14 protein-coding genes are annotated in these 16,883 nt (G+C 68.5%); 12 read left to right on the top strand and 2 right to left on the bottom strand.

The features are described 5' to 3' along the window. Window positions 1-30 precede the first annotated feature (30 nt). Window positions 31-321, bottom strand: a complete 291-nt coding sequence (locus ACFY30_RS01585; protein ID WP_390662618.1) for a hypothetical protein — start codon at window positions 319-321, stop codon at window positions 31-33. A 253-nt stretch (window positions 322-574) separates the two neighbouring features. On the opposite strand from ACFY30_RS01585, the gene ACFY30_RS01580 reads away from it, so the two are divergent. The 8 genes from ACFY30_RS01580 (at window position 575) to ACFY30_RS01545 (ending at window position 12,000) form a co-directional block, all read left to right on the top strand. Next, window positions 575-2,764, top strand: a complete 2,190-nt coding sequence (locus ACFY30_RS01580; protein WP_390843671.1) for an ABC transporter family substrate-binding protein — start codon at window positions 575-577, stop codon at window positions 2,762-2,764. Between the two features lie 374 nt (window positions 2,765-3,138). Next, window positions 3,139-5,046 carry a translational GTPase TypA gene (gene typA, locus ACFY30_RS01575; protein ID WP_390662615.1) on the top strand — a complete coding sequence of 636 codons (1,908 nt, stop codon included), beginning with the start codon at window positions 3,139-3,141 and terminating at the stop codon, window positions 5,044-5,046. A gap of 648 nt (window positions 5,047-5,694) precedes the next feature. Beyond that, entirely contained in the window at window positions 5,695-7,320 is a 1,626-nt protein-coding gene (locus ACFY30_RS01570; RefSeq protein WP_390843175.1) for an ABC transporter substrate-binding protein, read from the top strand. 139 nt (window positions 7,321-7,459) lie between these two features. Further along, window positions 7,460-8,392 (top strand): ABC transporter permease, encoded by a 933-nt coding sequence (locus ACFY30_RS01565; RefSeq protein ID WP_390843174.1) that lies wholly within the window; start codon window positions 7,460-7,462, stop codon window positions 8,390-8,392. Then, window positions 8,385-9,332: an ABC transporter permease gene (locus tag ACFY30_RS01560; protein ID WP_390843173.1), complete on the top strand. Its 948-nt coding sequence runs from the start codon at window positions 8,385-8,387 to the stop codon at window positions 9,330-9,332. The genes ACFY30_RS01565 and ACFY30_RS01560 overlap by 8 nt, the downstream gene beginning before the upstream one ends. Before the next feature lie 11 nt (window positions 9,333-9,343). Continuing rightward, window positions 9,344-10,396 carry an ABC transporter ATP-binding protein gene (locus tag ACFY30_RS01555; protein ID WP_390843172.1) on the top strand — a complete coding sequence of 351 codons (1,053 nt, stop codon included), beginning with the start codon at window positions 9,344-9,346 and terminating at the stop codon, window positions 10,394-10,396. Then, the gene (locus ACFY30_RS01550) at window positions 10,389-11,537 is read left to right on the top strand and encodes an ABC transporter ATP-binding protein (protein WP_390843171.1); all 1,149 of its coding nucleotides are present in this window, start codon (window positions 10,389-10,391) and stop codon (window positions 11,535-11,537) included. Before ACFY30_RS01555 ends, ACFY30_RS01550 begins: the two co-directional genes overlap by 8 nt. Window positions 11,538-11,613: 76 nt before the next feature. Continuing rightward, on the top strand, window positions 11,614-12,000 hold the full coding sequence (locus ACFY30_RS01545; protein ID WP_390843170.1) for a VOC family protein: 387 nt from the start codon (window positions 11,614-11,616) through the stop codon (window positions 11,998-12,000). A 7-nt stretch (window positions 12,001-12,007) separates the two neighbouring features. Here ACFY30_RS01545 and ACFY30_RS01540 read toward each other — a convergent pair whose 3' ends face one another. Further along, entirely contained in the window at window positions 12,008-12,547 is a 540-nt protein-coding gene (locus ACFY30_RS01540; RefSeq protein WP_390843169.1) for a hypothetical protein, read from the bottom strand. Window positions 12,548-12,918: 371 nt separating this feature from the next. Between ACFY30_RS01540 and ACFY30_RS01535 the strand changes: the two genes are divergently transcribed. The 4 genes from ACFY30_RS01535 (at window position 12,919) to ACFY30_RS01520 (ending at window position 16,883) form a co-directional block, all read left to right on the top strand. Beyond that, window positions 12,919-13,191 (top strand): helix-turn-helix domain-containing protein, encoded by a 273-nt coding sequence (locus tag ACFY30_RS01535; protein WP_390662607.1) that lies wholly within the window; start codon window positions 12,919-12,921, stop codon window positions 13,189-13,191. A gap of 166 nt (window positions 13,192-13,357) precedes the next feature. Then, the gene (locus tag ACFY30_RS01530) at window positions 13,358-14,980 is read left to right on the top strand and encodes an ABC transporter substrate-binding protein (protein ID WP_390843168.1); all 1,623 of its coding nucleotides are present in this window, start codon (window positions 13,358-13,360) and stop codon (window positions 14,978-14,980) included. 6 nt (window positions 14,981-14,986) lie between these two features. After that, window positions 14,987-15,910, top strand: coding sequence for an ABC transporter permease (locus ACFY30_RS01525; RefSeq protein WP_390843167.1), 924 nt, complete (start codon window positions 14,987-14,989; stop codon window positions 15,908-15,910). Continuing rightward, window positions 15,903-16,883: an ABC transporter permease gene (locus ACFY30_RS01520; RefSeq protein ID WP_390843166.1), complete on the top strand. Its 981-nt coding sequence runs from the start codon at window positions 15,903-15,905 to the stop codon at window positions 16,881-16,883. The genes ACFY30_RS01525 and ACFY30_RS01520 overlap by 8 nt, the downstream gene beginning before the upstream one ends.

The following is a 16,883-nucleotide window of genomic DNA, read 5'->3' as shown; positions in this document are numbered from 1 at the left end:
GACTCCGGTCGGTATGGGGTCTTGGGGTGGTCAGGGGGCGTGTCGGTCCCGGGCGCCGAGTCCTTCGTCGTCCGTGTCGATCCACAGGGAGTCGTCGTACGGCGTGTCGGGGATGGTGACCAGCTCGGGCTTGCGCGGTGCGGCGGGGTGGGAGGCCGCCTCGCGCAGCAGCGCGACGCTCTCCCTCAGATGGTCGGCGTCGGTGCGGACGCGGCGCATCTCCAGACCGCCGCTGCCGAGCTGGTGCTCCAGGCGGCCGACGGACCGTGAGAGGTCGTCGAGGCAGCGCTGGACCGCAGTCAGGTCGTCGTGCACGGACATGACGTGACCTCGCTTCCGTGGGCGGCTGTGCCCTGGACGGCAACGTTCATGCGCCTGCGAGTGTTGCGCGTCACACCGGTCGATGTGAAGGCGTGTGCAGCGATTGGCGGATGCGTTGCTCTCTCCGAGTGGGGTTGAGCGCTGCGGCCGCCGTGTCGCCCTCGGCAGGCGAACCCTTTCCTCTTCAGTGGGCTGTAGATCTGATCAAAGTCCAAAATACCCCCAAATGTGATCAGAGGTGCCAAAGATGTCGATGCCCTACGACGGCGTCGGGCTGCGCTCGGTCATGCGCTCGGTCGCCTTCCTCGCCGCGGGTGCGCTCACGGTGACCCTGCTGAGCGGCTGCGGCTCCTCGGACGAGGCCGGCAAGCCGCTGGCCCACCAGGACATCGCCCCGGCCGCCCGCGCCCTGGTCGCCGACGGGGGCACGCTGCACTGGGCCGTGGACGCCGTGCCGGAGACCTTCAACACCTTCCAGTCGGACGCCGACGCCACGACGACGCGCGTCTCCCAGGCCGTGCTGCCCTCGATGTACCGGCTCGACGTCAACGGGCGCGCCCGGCGCAATCCCGACTACCTGGAGTCCGCGAGGGTCGTCGACACCGAACCCCGACAGGTCGTGCTGTACAAGCTGAACCAGCAGGCCGTGTGGAGCGACGGCCGGGAGATCGGCGCCGCCGACTTCGCCGCCCAGTGGCGTGCCCTGTCCGGCAAGGACAGCGCCTACTGGACCGCGCGCAACGCGGGCTACGACCGGATCGAGAAGATCGAGCGCGGCGACAACGACCTGGAGGTCCGGGTCACCTTCAGCCGGCCGTACGCCGACTGGCAGTCGCTGTTCTCGCCGCTGTACCCGAAAGAGGTCATGGGGACGCCCACCTCGTTCAACGACGGGGCGCGGCGCACGCTGAAGGTGACCGCGGGCCCGTTCCTGGTGAAGAAGGCCGACCGCAAGAACGGGCAGGTACGGCTCACCCGCAACCCGCGCTGGTGGGGCGAGCCGGCGAAGCTCTCCGAGATCGTGCTGACGGCCGTGCCCCGCGAGGACCGGGCCGCCGCCCTGGCCGCCGGGAAGATCGAACTGGCCGAGATCGACCCCGCCGACGCGCAGCGCATCGACGGCGCCGCGAAGGGATCGGCGGCCGGACCGCTGTCCGGACCCGGCGCCGGGCGCACCGCCGCGAAGGCCCTGCGCTCCTGGGCCCTCGCGCACGGCTCCGACGAGGAGGCGGCGGAGCACGAGACCCACGCCCGCAAGAAACTGAGCAAGGCGATCGCCACGTGGGAGAAGCAGCAGAAGGAGCTGCGGGACTACGAGGTACGGCGCTCCCTGGAACCGGCGTACACCCAGCTGGCGCTCAACGGCGCGGACGGACCGCTGGCCGACGAGCGGGTACGGCGGGCCGTGGCCCGGGCGCTGGACCGCGGGGAACTGGCCGAGCTGGTGCTGAAGCCGCTGGGCCTGCCCGCGGTGCCGGTCGGCAGCCATCTCGCCCTGTCCGGCCAGGAGGCGTACGCCGACAACAGCGGCGCGCTCGGCGGCCAGGACACGGCCGAGGCACAGGCGCTGCTCGCGGACGCCGGATGGGTGGCCGGGGGGCCGGTCAAGGAGGAGAAGAAGGGCGAGAAGGCGGCCGGCCCTAAGGGGAAGACGTCCAAGGGTGAGGGGGAGAAGTCGGAAGGGGGTTCCGACGGGGCGTACGTCGTGGGGGAGGACGACAAGGCGGGGCGGGAGCCGGACGAGAAGAAGGGCGAGGAGTCTGCGCGGCAGCTCGCGCAGGAGGGCAGGCAGTACCAGCACCGCCGTCAGGGCGGCGCCCCCGGCGCCTACGCCCCGAAGGGCACCCGGGCTCCCGCCGGTGCCGCGGCCGGGGCGCTGGCCAAGGACGGCAAGGCGCTGTCGCTGCGGTTCGTGCTGCCGTCCGGGCCGGGCTCGGAGCCGCTGCGCACGGTCGCGGCGCGGATCACGAGGATGCTGGAGAAGGTCGGCATCCGCACGGAGACCGTCAAGGTCTCGGACGAGAGCTACTTCAAGGACCACATCGCCTCCGGCCAGTACGACCTCGCCCTGTACTCCTGGCCCGCGACCGCGTTCCCCGCCACCGACGCCCGGCCGATCTACGCCAAGCCGGTACCGGCCGCCGACGGCTCGCTCAGCGTCGAGCAGAACTACACCCGCGTCGGCACCGACCAGGTCGACCAGCTCTTCGACCGGGCGATCACCACCCTGGACGCGGAAGAGGAACGCTCCCTGATCCGCAAGGCCGACTCCCGCATCTGGGCGGCGGCCGCCTCGATCCCCCTCTACCAGCGCCCCCAGCTCACGGCCGCCAGAAAGAACGTCGCCAACGCCGGCTCCTTCGGCTTCCAGACCCCCGTCTACGAGGACATGGGCTTCCTGAAGAAGGGCGCCCAGGCACCCCCGAGACCGTCGGCGTCGTAACCCCGGCACTCCGACCGAGGCCGCCGCCCCGCACCGACGCGGCGCGGCGGCCTCCCCTTGGATGACCCAGTCGGCCGTGGCGGCGTTTCGAAGGCGGCGGTACCGTGCCGACGATTCCCGTGCTCGACCGTCTCGCAGGGGCTCTGGGGCTCGAGCCGAGGGTCGAACTGGCGCCGGGGGCGAAGAGCGCCTGACCTGGTTCGGAAGCCTCGCGGAGGCCGTCGCCCGGCCGGCCCCGGACGCCCCGCGGAGGCCGTCCCCCGGCGAGCCCCGTACCATGGGGTGAGGCCGTGGCGTGTCAAGCCCGGCAGGGCCCGCGTAACACAGACGTACGCAGCAGGGCCGGTCCTCACACTCCGGGAGAACGCCGCTTTATGGCCACGCGCCACGACATTCGCAACGTAGCCATCGTCGCTCACGTCGACCACGGCAAGACGACCATCGTCGACGGCATGCTGAAGCAGGCCGGTGCCTTCGCCGCCCACCAGCTCGAAGGCGTCGACGATCGCATGATGGACTCGAACGACCTGGAGCGTGAGAAGGGCATCACGATCCTCGCCAAGAACACGGCGGTGAAGTACCACCCCAAGGACGGGGGGGACGTCATCACCATCAACATCATCGACACCCCCGGCCACGCCGACTTCGGCGGAGAGGTCGAGCGCGGTCTGTCGATGGTGGACGGTGTGGTGCTGCTGGTCGACGCCTCCGAGGGGCCGCTGCCGCAGACCCGCTTCGTGCTGCGCAAGGCGCTGCAGGCCCGTCTGCCGATCATCCTGTGCATCAACAAGACGGACCGGCCCGACGCCCGGATCGACGAGGTCGTCAACGAGACGTACGACCTCTTCCTCGACCTGGACGCCGACGAGGAGCAGATCGAGTTCCCGATCGTCTACGCCTGCGGCCGTGACGGCATCGCCTCGCTGACCAAGCCGGCCGATGGCACCGTGCCGGAGGACTCCACCAGCCTGGAGCCGTTCTTCTCCACGATCCTGCAGCACATCCCGGCCCCGACCTACGACGAGGACGCCCCGCTCCAGGCCCACGTCACCAACCTGGACGCCGACAACTTCCTCGGCCGTATCGCGCTGCTGCGCGTCCACCAGGGCGAGCTGAAGAAGGGTCAGACCGTCGCCTGGATGAAGCGCGACGGCTCGGTCGCCAACGTGCGCATCAGCGAGCTGATGATGACCGAGGCCCTCACCCGCAAGCCCGCCGAGAAGGCCGGCCCGGGTGACATCTGCGCCGTCGCCGGTATCCCGGACATCATGATCGGTGAGACCCTCGCCGACCCCGAGAACCCGGTCCCGCTGCCCCTGATCACGGTCGACGAGCCCGCGATCTCCATGGTCATCGGCACCAACACCTCCCCGCTGGTCGGGCGCGGCGGCACCGGCAAGGGCGCCGACGCCAAGGCGGCCGTCAAGGACCGCAAGGTCACCGCCCGCCAGGTCAAGGACCGCCTCGACCGCGAGCTGATCGGCAACGTCAGCCTCCGCGTCCTGGACACCGAGCGCCCGGACGCCTGGGAGGTGCAGGGCCGTGGTGAGCTGGCGCTGGCCATCCTGGTCGAGCAGATGCGCCGCGAGGGTTTCGAGCTGACCATCGGCAAGCCCCAGGTCGTCACCAAGGACGTCGACGGCAAGGTCTACGAGCCCGTCGAGCGCATGACCATCGACGTGCCCGAGGAGCACATGGGCGCCGTCACGCAGCTCATGGGCGTCCGCAAGGGCCGGATGGACAACATGTCCAACCACGGCTCCGGCTGGGTGCGCATGGAGTTCGTCGTGCCGTCCCGCGGTCTCATCGGCTTCCGGACCGAGTTCCTGACCCAGACCCGCGGCACCGGCATCGGCCACTCCATCCACGAGGGCCACGAGCCCTGGTTCGGCACCCTCCAGACCCGTAACAACGGCTCCCTGGTCGCCGACCGCGCCGGTGCCGTCACCGCCTTCGCGATGACGAACCTGCAGGAGCGCGGTGTGCTGTTCGTCGAGCCCGGCACCGAGGTGTACGAGGGCATGATCGTCGGCGAGAACTCCCGCGCCGACGACATGGACGTCAACATCACCAAGGAGAAGAAGCTCACCAACATGCGGTCCTCGACCGCCGACGTGGCCGAGTCGATCGTGCCGCCGCGCAAGCTCTCCCTGGAGCAGTCGCTGGAGTTCTGCCGCGACGACGAGTGCGTCGAGGTGACCCCGGAGGCGGTGCGCATCCGCAAGGTGAACCTGGACGCCCGTGAGCGCGCCCGCGCCGCGAGCCGCGCCAAGCACGGCTGAGGGGTCCCGGCAAAGCAGTAGAGCCGTACAGGGAACGACCGAGGAGCCGGTACCCGCGCCGCGGGTACCGGCTCCTCGCGCTGAGGGCGTGGTGAACACAGTTCTTACTCGGCCTGGACATAGGGATAACCCTTTGATCTCCCCCGGGGGCGCCCGGTAGGGGCCGATCGGTACTAGCCTCCTGTTGGTGCGTTTTACGTACAGCCGGGACGAGTGTCGACGAACGGACGTGTGGGCGGGGCCCGCTCGGCCGGCCGCGTCGGACGGCGGCGGGCATGCCGACTCGACCCCGCACAGCGGCGGCGGTAGCCGCAACTGGTTTTTCTTCTTCCGGTGTCCGGAATGCGGACAGTCATCGTCGATAGATGTGTAACAAGTCCGTTTCGCAGGGATCTTCCCTCTATCCCTTTGTCCGGATTTTGGAAGAAGTAGCCGCAAGGTGTGATCGAACCGAGACCTTGGCAGTGTGGTTCGACCTTCGCTCATGGCAGATAGTTAGGCGCGTAGAGCTCGGATGGACGGGTCAGGCGCCGACAGGCGGCGCAGGCTCGCGAGCGCTGGGGGCACCGACCATTTTCAGGCGCCGGCAACGGTGTTGTGTCGTGTGCTGCCCATGCGCTGAACCTATGGATTCTTGAGGAGGAACCCATGCGCGGTGCGAGGAGTGCCAAGTGGGTCGCGATAGCCGCGGTGGTGGCACTGGGAGCGACCGCCTGTGGTGGTGGCGACGACGACAGCAAGGGTGACAGCAAGGCCGCGGTCGACCCGAACGGCACGTTCACGGTCGAGTCCGGTGAGCCGCAGAACCCCCTGCAGCCCGCCAACACGATGGAGTCCTACGGCAGCATCGTGATCAACTCGCTGTTCACGGGTCTGGTCGACTACGACGACAGCGGCAAGATCGTCTACATGAACGCCGAGTCGATCGACACCAAGGACAGCAAGACCTACACGGTCAAGCTGAAGGCCGGGTGGAAGTTCCACGACGGCACCCCGGTCACCGCCGAGTCCTACGTCAAGGCCTGGAACTGGGCCGCCAACCCGGACAACAAGCAGACCAACAGCTTCTGGTTCTCCGACATCAAGGGCTACGACAAGGTCGCCCCGGAGAAGGGCAAGCCCACGGCCACCGAGCTCTCCGGCCTGAAGGTCGTCGACGACAACACCTTCACCATCGAGCTGACCGCGGCGATTCCGTACTACGAGTACAAGCTCGGCTACCAGGCCTTCTCCCCGCTTCCCGAGTCCTTCTTCAAGGACCCGAAGGCCGGCGGCGAGAAGCCGGTCGGCAACGGTCCCTACCAGTTCGTCAGCTGGGACCACAAGAAGGCCATCACGGTCAAGAAGTTCGCCGGCTACAAGGGCTCGAACGCGGCGAAGAACGGCGGCGTGGTCTTCAAGAACTACTCCACCCCGGAGACCGCGTACGAGGACCTGAAGTCCGGCAACCTCGACGTCATCACCCAGATCGCCCCGAAGGACCTGCCGGTCTACAAGCAGGACCTCGGCGACCGCGCGATCGACCAGGCGTACTCCGCCATCCAGTCGATCACCCCGGCCTTCTACACCAAGCAGTGGAAGGACATCGACCCGAAGGTCCTGCAGGGCCTGTCGATGGCGATCGACCGCGACACCATCACCAAGACCGTGCTCCAGGGCACCCGTGAGCCGGCCACCGGCTGGGTCGCCAAGGGCGTTCTCGGCTACCAGCCGGACGTCGCGGGTGACGTCACCAAGTACGACCCGACCAAGGCCAAGCAGCTCATCAAGGAGGGTGGCGGCGTTCCCGGCAACGCGATCACCATCCAGTACAACACCGACGGCGGTCACAAGGAGTGGGTGGAGGCGGTCTGCAACTCCATCACCAACGCCACCGGTGTGAAGTGCGCCACCGACCCGAAGGCCGACTTCCAGGCCGACCTCGACGCGCGTGACGCGCAGGAGGTCAAGTCCATGTACCGCTCGGGCTGGGTGCTGGACTACCCGGTGAACGCCAACTTCCTCCGTGACCTGTACGGCTCCAAGTCGTCCGGCAACCAGAGCGGCTTCTCCAACAAGACGATCGACGAGGAGATCGCCGCCGCCGACAGCGCCACCTCGCTGGACGAGTCGGTGAAGAAGTACCAGGAGGTCGAGAAGCAGCTCGTCAACTACATGCCGAGCATTCCGCTCTGGTACTACAAGGTCAACGCGGGCTACTCGGAGAAGGTCTCGGGCGTCAAGTTCGCCCAGGACGGCGACCCGATCCTGACCGGCGTCCAGGTCAAGAAGTAACCGCAGACAGCTCGTCGCCCGGGGCGCTCGCCGCGCCCCGGGCGACGGAAGCGGCCGGGGGGCCCTTTCCGCATGCATCGCCGGACGGTGCGCGAGGAAAGGGCCCGCCTGCTGCCGCTGTGACTTACATGGAGGCACGATGGGGCGCTATGTCGCACGACGACTGCTCCAGATGATCCCGGTCTTCTTCGGGACCACCCTGCTTATCTTCCTCATGGTCTACGCCCTGCCCGGTGACCCCGTCCGCGGGCTGTTCGGCGACAAGGGCGGCAGCCCACAGGTGATCGCCGCGCTGAGGCACGAATACGGCCTGGACCAGAACATCTTCATGCAGTACTTCAACTACATGAAGGGCATTCTGCTGCACGCCGACTTCGGCACGCAGATCGCCAGTGGCCGGCCCGTGACCGACGTCCTCGGCGACGCCTTCCCGGTCACCCTGCGACTGGGCGGCTTCGCCTTCGTCATCGAGATCATCCTCGGCATCAGCCTCGGCGTCTTCGCCGGCCTGCGCGCCGGACGAGCCGCCGACACCTCGGTTCTGCTGGTCACCCTGCTGCTGATCTCGGTCCCGGTGTTCGTCCTCGGCTTCATCCTCAAGTGGATCTTCGCCGACGAACTCCAGTGGCTGGAACCGAACGTCAACGACCCGACGAACTACGGCCAGTTGCTGATGCCGGCGATTGTGCTGGCCACGGCGTCACTTGCCTATGTGTCCCGGCTGACCCGTACGTCGATCGCGGAGAACATGCGCGCCGACTACGTCCGCACGGCCATCGCCAAGGGCCTGCCCCGCCGCCGGGTGGTCGGTGTCCACCTCATGCGCAACTCGCTGATCCCGGTCGTCACGTATCTGGGCACCGACATCGGCGCCCTGCTCGGCGGTGCCGTCGTCACCGAGGGCATCTTCAACATCCAGGGCATCGGCGGCACGATCTACCAGTCGATCGTCCGCCGGGAAGGCACCACCCTCGTGGGCCTGGTGACCATCCTCGTCCTCGTGTATCTCGTCGCCAGCCTCCTTGTCGACCTGCTCTACGCGGTCCTTGACCCGAGGATTCGCTATGCCTGACATGACCAAGTCCGCCACCGCCACCGCCGCCCCGGACGCGGTGGCCACCGCCGCCCCGGCCGGAGTTCCGGTCAAGGCCGAGAAGGTCCGCAGCCTGTGGGGCGACGCCTGGCAGGACCTGCGCCGCAACAAGATCTTCATCGTCTCGGCGGTGCTGATCCTGCTGCTGCTGACGATCACCTTCTTCCCCGGCTGGTTCACCAGCGCCAACCCGGCCTACGGCGACCTGGCCCACCACTACCTGCAGAAGCCGCAGCTCGGGAAGGTCTTCTCGCCCGAGTGGCTGGGCTACGACGCCCAGGGCCGCAGCGTCTACGCACGGCTCATCTACGGCGCCCGGGCCTCCATAGCCGTCGGCTTCGGCACCACGATCGTGGTGACCGTCGTGGGCGGTCTGGTCGGCATGATCGCCGGCTACTTCGGCGGGATCGTCGACTCCATCCTGTCCCGGCTCGTGGACGTGTTCTTCGGCATCCCGTTCCTGCTGGGCACCATGGTCGTCCTCAACTCCTTCCCGGAGCGCACGGCCTGGGTCGTCGTCGGTGCCCTGGGCTTCTTCGGCTGGACCCAGCTGGCGCGCGTGATGCGCGGCGCGGTGATCACCACCAAGCAGTCCGACTACGTCCAGGCGGCCAAGGCGCTCGGTGCGAGCACCACCCGCATCCTGTTCCGGCACATCCTGCCGAACACGCTGGCCCCGGTCATCGTCGTCGCGACCATCTCGCTCGGCGTCTACATCGGATCCGAGGCCACGCTGTCCTTCCTGGGCCTCGGCCTGAACGGCGTCTCGTGGGGCAACGACATCTCCGACGGCGGCAACTCGATCCGGGTGGCGCAGTGGATCATGCTGTACCCCTCGATCATGCTCACCATCACGGTGCTGGCGTTCATCATGCTCGGTGAAGCGGTCCGCAACGCCCTTGACCCGAAGACGCGCTGAGGGAGGCGTACGTGACCATCATCGAAGAAACCGCTCCGGTGCCGGCGCCCCGCGAGGGCGACGACGCCCCCCTGCTCGAAGTGCGTGACCTGCACGTCGAGTTCCACACCCGGGAGGGTGTGGTCCAGGCCGTCAACGGCGTCAACTACAGCGTGAAGGCCGGCGAGACGCTCGCCGTGCTCGGCGAGTCGGGCTCCGGCAAGTCGGTGACCGCGCAGGCGGTCATGGGCATCCTCGACATGCCGCCGGCGAAGATCCCGCACGGCCAGATCCTCTTCCGCGGCCAGGACATGCTCAAGATGTCCGCCGAGGAGCGCCGGCGCATCCGCGGACAGCGGATCGCCATGATCTTCCAGGACGCGCTCAGCTCGCTCAACCCCGTTCTGTCGGTGGGCTACCAGCTCGGCGAGATGTTCCGGGTGCACCAGGGTCTCTCCAAGAAGGAGGCCAAGACCAAGGCGGTCGAGCTGATGGACCGGGTGAAGATCCCGGCCGCCTCGGCCCGCGTCGACGACTACCCCCACCAGTTCTCGGGCGGTATGCGCCAGCGCATCATGATCGCCATGGCACTGGCCCTGGAGCCCGACCTGATCATCGCCGACGAGCCCACCACGGCTCTCGACGTGACGGTCCAGGCCCAGGTCATGGATCTGCTCGCGGACCTGCAGCGCGAGTTCAACATGGGTCTGATCCTCATCACCCACGACCTCGGTGTCGTCGCCGACGTCGCGGACAAGATCGCGGTGATGTACGCGGGCCGGATCGTGGAGCGTGCCCCGGTGCACGAGCTCTACAAGCGCCCGGCGCACCCCTACACCCGGGGTCTGCTGGACTCGATCCCGCGCCTGGACCAGAAGGGCCAGGAGCTGTTCGCGATCAAGGGTCTGCCGCCCAACCTGCTGCGCATCCCCTCCGGTTGCGCCTTCAACCCGCGCTGCACCAAGGCGCAGGACATCTGCCGTACGGACATTCCGGCCCTGCAGCCGGTGACCGAGCAGGACGGCACCGAGCTGGTCGGCCGCGCCTCGGCGTGCCATTTCTGGAAGGAGACGATCGATGGCTGAGCTCAGCAAGACCGACGAGCCGCAGGAAGCCACGCCGAACGTCTCCGAGGTGGAGACCGCGGACGTCCACTCCGAGACGGAGGCGGTCGCCGCGATCGAGGCACCGGTGGACCGCGGTGAACCGATCCTGCAGGTGCGCAACCTGGTCAAGCACTTCCCGCTCACCCAGGGCATCCTGTTCAAGAAGCAGATCGGCGCGGTCAAGGCCGTCGACGGCGTCTCCTTCGACCTGTACCAGGGCGAGACGCTCGGCATCGTGGGCGAGTCCGGCTGCGGCAAGTCCACGGTCGCCAAGCTCCTGATGAACCTGGAGCGGGCCACCGCGGGCGAGATCTTCTACAAGGGCCAGGACATCACCAAGCTGTCCGGCCGCGCCCTGAAGGCCGTCCGCCGCAACATCCAGATGGTGTTCCAGGACCCGTACACCTCGCTGAACCCCCGTATGACGGTGGGTGACATCATCGGGGAGCCGTTCGACATCCACCCGGAGGTGGCCCCCAAGGGCGACCGGCGCCGCAAGGTGCAGGAGCTCCTGGACGTCGTGGGTCTCAACCCGGAGTACATCAACCGCTACCCGCACCAGTTCTCGGGCGGTCAGCGCCAGCGCATCGGCATCGCGCGCGGTCTGGCCCTCAACCCCGAGGTCATCATCTGCGACGAGCCGGTCTCCGCGCTGGACGTGTCCGTCCAGGCCCAGGTCATCAACCTGATGGAGCGACTGCAGGACGAGTTCAACCTCTCCTACATCTTCATCGCGCACGACCTGTCCATCGTGCGGCACATCTCGGACCGGGTCGGTGTGATGTACCTCGGCCGGATCGCCGAGATCGGCACCGACGAGCAGATCTACGACCACCCGACGCACCCCTACACCCAGGCGCTGCTGTCGGCGGTCCCGGTGCCGGACCCGGAGGCCCGTGAGGGCCGCGAGCGCATCATCCTCACCGGTGACGTGCCCTCGCCGGCCAACCCGCCGTCGGGCTGCCGGTTCCGTACCCGGTGCTGGAAGGCGCAGGACAAGTGCTCGACCGAGGTGCCCCTGCTCGCCGTGCCCGAGCGCTTCCGCGGCGGGGACACGCCGGCGTCCCACGAGTCGGCGTGCCACTTCGCCGAGGAGAAGGACGTCGTGCACGCGGCCTGACCCGCTGATCGGCCGAACGCCGGTGCCCGGCACCTCGAAGAGAGGTGCCGGGCACCGGCGCTTGCCAGGAGGAACGATGCTGCACCACATCGAGCTGTGGGTCCCCGACCTGCCCCGGGCGGTCCGGTCCTGGGGCTGGCTGCTCGGCCGGCTCGGCTACGAGCCGTACCAGGAGTGGGAGCACGGCCGCAGCTGGCGGCAGGGCACGACGTACGTCGTCGTGGAGGAGTCACCGGCGATGCGGGAGGGTGCCGGGCACGACCGGACGCTCCCGGGGCTCAACCACCTGGCGTTCCACGCCGGGAGCCGGCCGGAGGTCGACGCGCTGGCGGCCGAGGGGCCGGCCCACGGCTGGACGCCGCTCTTCGCGGAGCGCTACCCGCACGCGGGCGGCCCGGGCCACTACGCGGCCTACCTGGAGAACACGGACGGCTTCGAGGTCGAGCTGGTGGCCGGCCCCTGATCCCGGGCTACTTCCACTCCAGGCCCCACACGTTGGCGTCCTTCTTGACCGGGGCGACGAACCACTTCGCCCACTTCTTCGTCTCGTGGTACTTGCAGTGGCCGTCGTAGTAGTACGTGTACTTCGTGGCCTTGAACTTCTTGGACTCGTGGAACATCGTCATGCGGACCTTGGTCTTGCCCGCCTTGTTCCTCGCCGGAATCGAGTAGCTCCAGCTGTTCGACTTCGACCAGGTCTTGCCGACGGTCACGCTGAACGACGTGCTCGCCTTGGCGAAGATGACCCCGGCCTCGGCCTCGACACCCGCGGTGCCGCTGGCGCTCACCGTGGCCGTCTTGGTGTGGTTGTAGGTGAGGGTGCCGCCGAGGTTGTCGTACATCCACTCGCTGTGCAGGTTGGTCGGCTTGCTCACGGTGGACTTGTTGGTGATGTGATAGCCCGTTCCGGGGCTCGGGGCACACGCGGCGGAGGCCGGAGCGGCCACGCCGGTCACGACGCCGCCGGCGACGACGACGGTGGAGACAACGGCACTTGCGATTCTCAGCACGAGCACTTCCCCCTTCAGGAAACTCTGCGCTCACCGGAGCGCGGAGCCAGGATTGGCCGCTCACCGACAAGGCCGCAAACGAGTTGCCGCATACCGCGACGCGCCCATGCACCGGAACGCATTGACAGCCCGGAGCGCCATCGGGCAAAGCGTGCGGACGGAAAGCCGACACAGGAGCGGGGGCGCTGAATTGGCCTTCTCTGTACGGAAAGTCGCTATCGCATCGCCTGTATGAAGTGATCAGCGTCTCACCGTGGGGCCCCATGTTCTTTGCGGTATGAAAGGCGCCCTCAAGAGTTCGCCAAGCCCGGAACCGCATGACGGTGGCTCAAGTCCTGATCGTTGGTCCACTACAAACGGGGAGTGACGAAATGTTGGTTGCAGCGGATCACAGAGGCGCCGGCGTCGGGACGCCCTTCGGGGCCGCCGTGCGGGCCAGGCGGCTGGAGCTGGGGCTCACCCAGGAACGCCTCGCCACCCAGGCGGGCATGACCCAGGGCGCGCTGTCGCGCATGGAGCGCGGCCGGGGGGTTCCGACCCTGCCGCTGCTGGAGCGCCTGGCGGCGGCCCTCGCGTCGAACCTGCTGATCTCCATGTCGCCGCACGGCGGCGTCCACGTGGTCTTCAAGGCGCTTCCGCGCTGATACCCGGCCCCGAACGGCCCAGCCGGGCCGTTCGGGGTCATCCTCCTGGCGCCCTCTTGAACCCGTACGGGTGGGGTGAAAGTGCACGGAAACCACCATGTGCCGATATTGACTGGTAAAGGATCAAGGCACCCCTGGGTCCGGCGCAGTCAAGAGGAGGCACTCCATGCGTGGAGCCACGCACGCCAAGTGGGCCGTATGCGCGGCGGCGGCCGTGCTCGCGGCGGCGGCCTGCGGGGGCGGGGGGAGCGGCGGCGAGGGCGGCGCGGTGCTCAGCTCGTCCTGGGGAGACCCCCAGAACCCGCTGGAGCCGGCCAACACCAACGAGGTGCAGGGCGGCAAGGTCCTCGACATGGTCTTCCGCGGACTGAAGCGGTACGACCCCGACACCGCCCAGGCGCAGAACATGCTGGCGCAGAGCATCGAGACGCCGGACTCGCGGAACTTCACGATCACCCTCAAGGACGGCTGGACGTTCAGCAACGGCGAGAAGGTGACGGCGAGCTCGTTCGTCGACGCCTGGAACTACGGCGCGAGCCTGAGGAACAGGCAGAAGGCGGCGGAGTTCTTCAAGTACATCGACGGCTATGCCGAGGTGCACCCCGAGCAGGGCACCCAGACCGCCGAGACCCTCTCCGGGCTGAAGGTCGTCGACGACCGGACGTTCACCGTGCGGCTCAGCCAGAAGTTCTCCTCCTTCCCGGACACCCTCGGCTACGCCGTCTTCTCGCCCCTGCCCCGGGCCTTCTTCGACGACCACGAGGCCTGGCTGAAGAAGCCGGTCGGCAACGGGCCCTACTCGATCGCGTCGTACACCAGGGGCTCGCAGATGAACCTCGTCAGGTGGGACGGCTACCCGGGCGCCGACAAGGCGCACAACGACGGCGTCACCCTGAAGGTCTACACCGACCCGAACACCGCCTACACCGACCTCCTGGCCGGCAACCTCGACCTCACCGACGACGTGCCCGCCGCCCAGCTCAAGAACGCCCCGAGCGACCTCGGCGGCCGCTACCTCAACCAGCCCGCCGGCATCATCCAGACGATCGCCTTCCCCTACTACGACAAGGCGTGGGGCAAGGCCGGCATGGACAAGGTCCGCAAGGGACTGTCCATGGCCATCGACCGCGACCGGATCACCGAGACGATCTACCAGCGGACGCGGGTCCCGGCGACGGACTGGACGTCACCGGTCCTCGGCGGGAAGGGCGGCGACAAGAAGGGCCTGTGCGGCGAGTGGTGCACCTATGACCCCGCCCGGGCCAAGGAGCTGATCCAGGAGGGCGGAGGCCTGCCCGGCGGACAGGTGAGGATCACGTACAACGCGGACGCCGGCTCGCACAAGCAGTGGGTCGACGCCGTCTGCAACTCCATCAACAACGTCCTGGGCGACGACGACGCCTGCGTGGGCAGCCCGATCGGCACCTTCGCCGACTACCGCGACAAGACCACCCGGCAGAAGCTGAGCGGCCCCTTCCGCGCCGGCTGGCAGATGGACTACCCGCTCATCCAGAACTTCCTGCAGCCGCTCTACTACACCAACGCCCCCTCCAACGACGGCAAGTGGTCCAACGAGCAGTTCGACAGGCTCGTCGACCAGGCCAACGCCGAGACCGACCCCGCCAAGGCCGTCGAGCTGTTCCAGAAGGCCGAGGAGGTCGTCCGGGACGACATGGCGGCCATCCCGCTGTGGTACCAGAACGGCACCGGCGGCTACGGGGAACGCCTCTCCGACGTCCGGCTCAACCCGTTCTCCGTCCCGGTCTACACCGACATCAAGGTCGGCTGACCCGCCGTGGGGCGGTACGTCCTGCGGCGTCTGCTGCAGATGATCCCGGTGTTCATCGGGGCGACGCTGTTGATCTTCCTGATGGTGAACGTGCTGGGCGATCCCGTCGCGGGCCTGTGCGGCGAACGGACCTGCGACCGGGCGACGTCCGCCCAGCTGAAGAAGGAGTTCGGCCTCGACCGGCCCGTCTGGCAGCAGTACCTGACCTACATGGGGAACGTCTTCACCGGGGACTTCGGTACGGCGTTCAACGGCCAGCCGGTCACCGAGCTGATGGCGACGGCGTTTCCGGTCACCGTGCGGCTGACGATCGTCGCGATCCTCTTCGAGGTCGTCATCGGCATCACCCTGGGCGTGATCACCGGCCTGCGCCGGGGCCGGCCCGTCGACACCGGCGTCCTGCTCGGCACCCTCGTCGTGATCTCCGTGCCCACCTTCGTCACCGGTCTGCTGCTGCAGTTGCTGCTCGGCGTCGAGTGGGGCTGGATCCGGCCCTCCGTCTCCGCGGCCGCGGGCTTCGGGGAACTCCTCGTGCCCGGCCTGGTGCTGGCCTCGGTCTCGCTGGCCTACGTCACCCGTCTGACCCGTACCTCCATCGCCGAGAACAGGCGCTCCGACTACGTCCGCACGGCCGTCGCCAAGGGGCTGCCGCACCGCCGGGTGGTCACCCGGCACCTGCTGCGCAACTCCCTCATCCCCGTGGTCACCTTCATCGGCGCGGACATCGGCTTCCTGATGGGCGGCGCGATCGTCACCGAGCGCATCTTCAACATCCACGGCGTCGGCTACCAGCTCTACCAGGGGATCCTCCGTCAGAACACGCAGACCGTGGTCGGCTTCGTCACCGTCCTCGTCCTGGTCTTCCTGGTGACCAACCTCCTCGTCGACCTCCTGTACGCCGTACTCGACCCGAGGATCCGCTATGCCTGAACTGGAGCCCGAGGGCGACATCGCCGCGACCGGAGCGGGCGCCGCGGCGGACTTCGCCGCGAGCGAGGCACTGCCGCTGGAGGCGGCACCCGCCGGGGTGCGGGGCGTCACCGCGGGGGCCACGGGCAGGCCCCGCTCCCTGTGGTCCGACGCCTGGCGCGACCTGCGCCGCAACCCGGTCTTCCTCGCCTCCGGCCTGATCATCCTCTTCCTGGTGTTCGTCTCCCTGTGGCCCTCGGCCATCACCTGGGAGAGTCCCCTCACCTGCGATCTCGCCCTGGCCCAGGAGGGCCCCCGGCCCGGGCATCCCTTCGGCTTCGACGGCCAGGGCTGCGACGTCTACACCCGCACGGTGTACGGCGCCCGTACGTCCGTCACGGTCGGCGTCCTCGCCACCCTCGGGGTGGCCGTCCTCGGCAGCGTCCTCGGCGGCCTCGCCGGCTTCTTCGGCGGCGCCGGCGACGCCGTCCTGTCCCGGATCACCGACGTGTTCTTCGCCATCCCGGTGGTCCTGGGCGGTCTGGTCCTGCTGTCCGTGGTCACCGGCGACACCGTCTGGCCGGTCATCGGGTTCATGGTGCTGCTGGGCTGGCCCCAGATCTCCCGCATCGCCCGCGGCGCGGTCATCACCGCCCGCCAGCACGACTACGTCCAGGCCGCCCGCGCCCTCGGCGCCTCCCACTCCCGCATCCTGCTGCGCCACATCGCCCCGAACGCGGTCGCCCCGGTGATCGTGGTCGCGACCATCGCGCTCGGCACGTACATCGCGCTGGAGGCGACCCTGTCCTACCTGGGCGTGGGCCTGAAGCCGCCCACCGTCTCCTGGGGCATCGACATCTCCGCCGCCTCCCCCTACGTCCGCAACGCCCCGCACGCCCTGCTCTGGCCCTCCGGCGCCCTCGCCCTGACGGTCCTGGCGTTCATCATGCTCGGCGACGCGATCCGCGACGCCCTCGACCCGAAGCTGAGGTGA

Origin of the sequence: Streptomyces sp. NPDC000345 (genome assembly GCF_042898825.1) — a bacterium.
Classification (GTDB): domain Bacteria; phylum Actinomycetota; class Actinomycetes; order Streptomycetales; family Streptomycetaceae; genus Streptomyces.
Note: the sequence above shows the minus strand (reverse complement) of the source record. Positions and strands in the feature narration are given on the sequence as shown.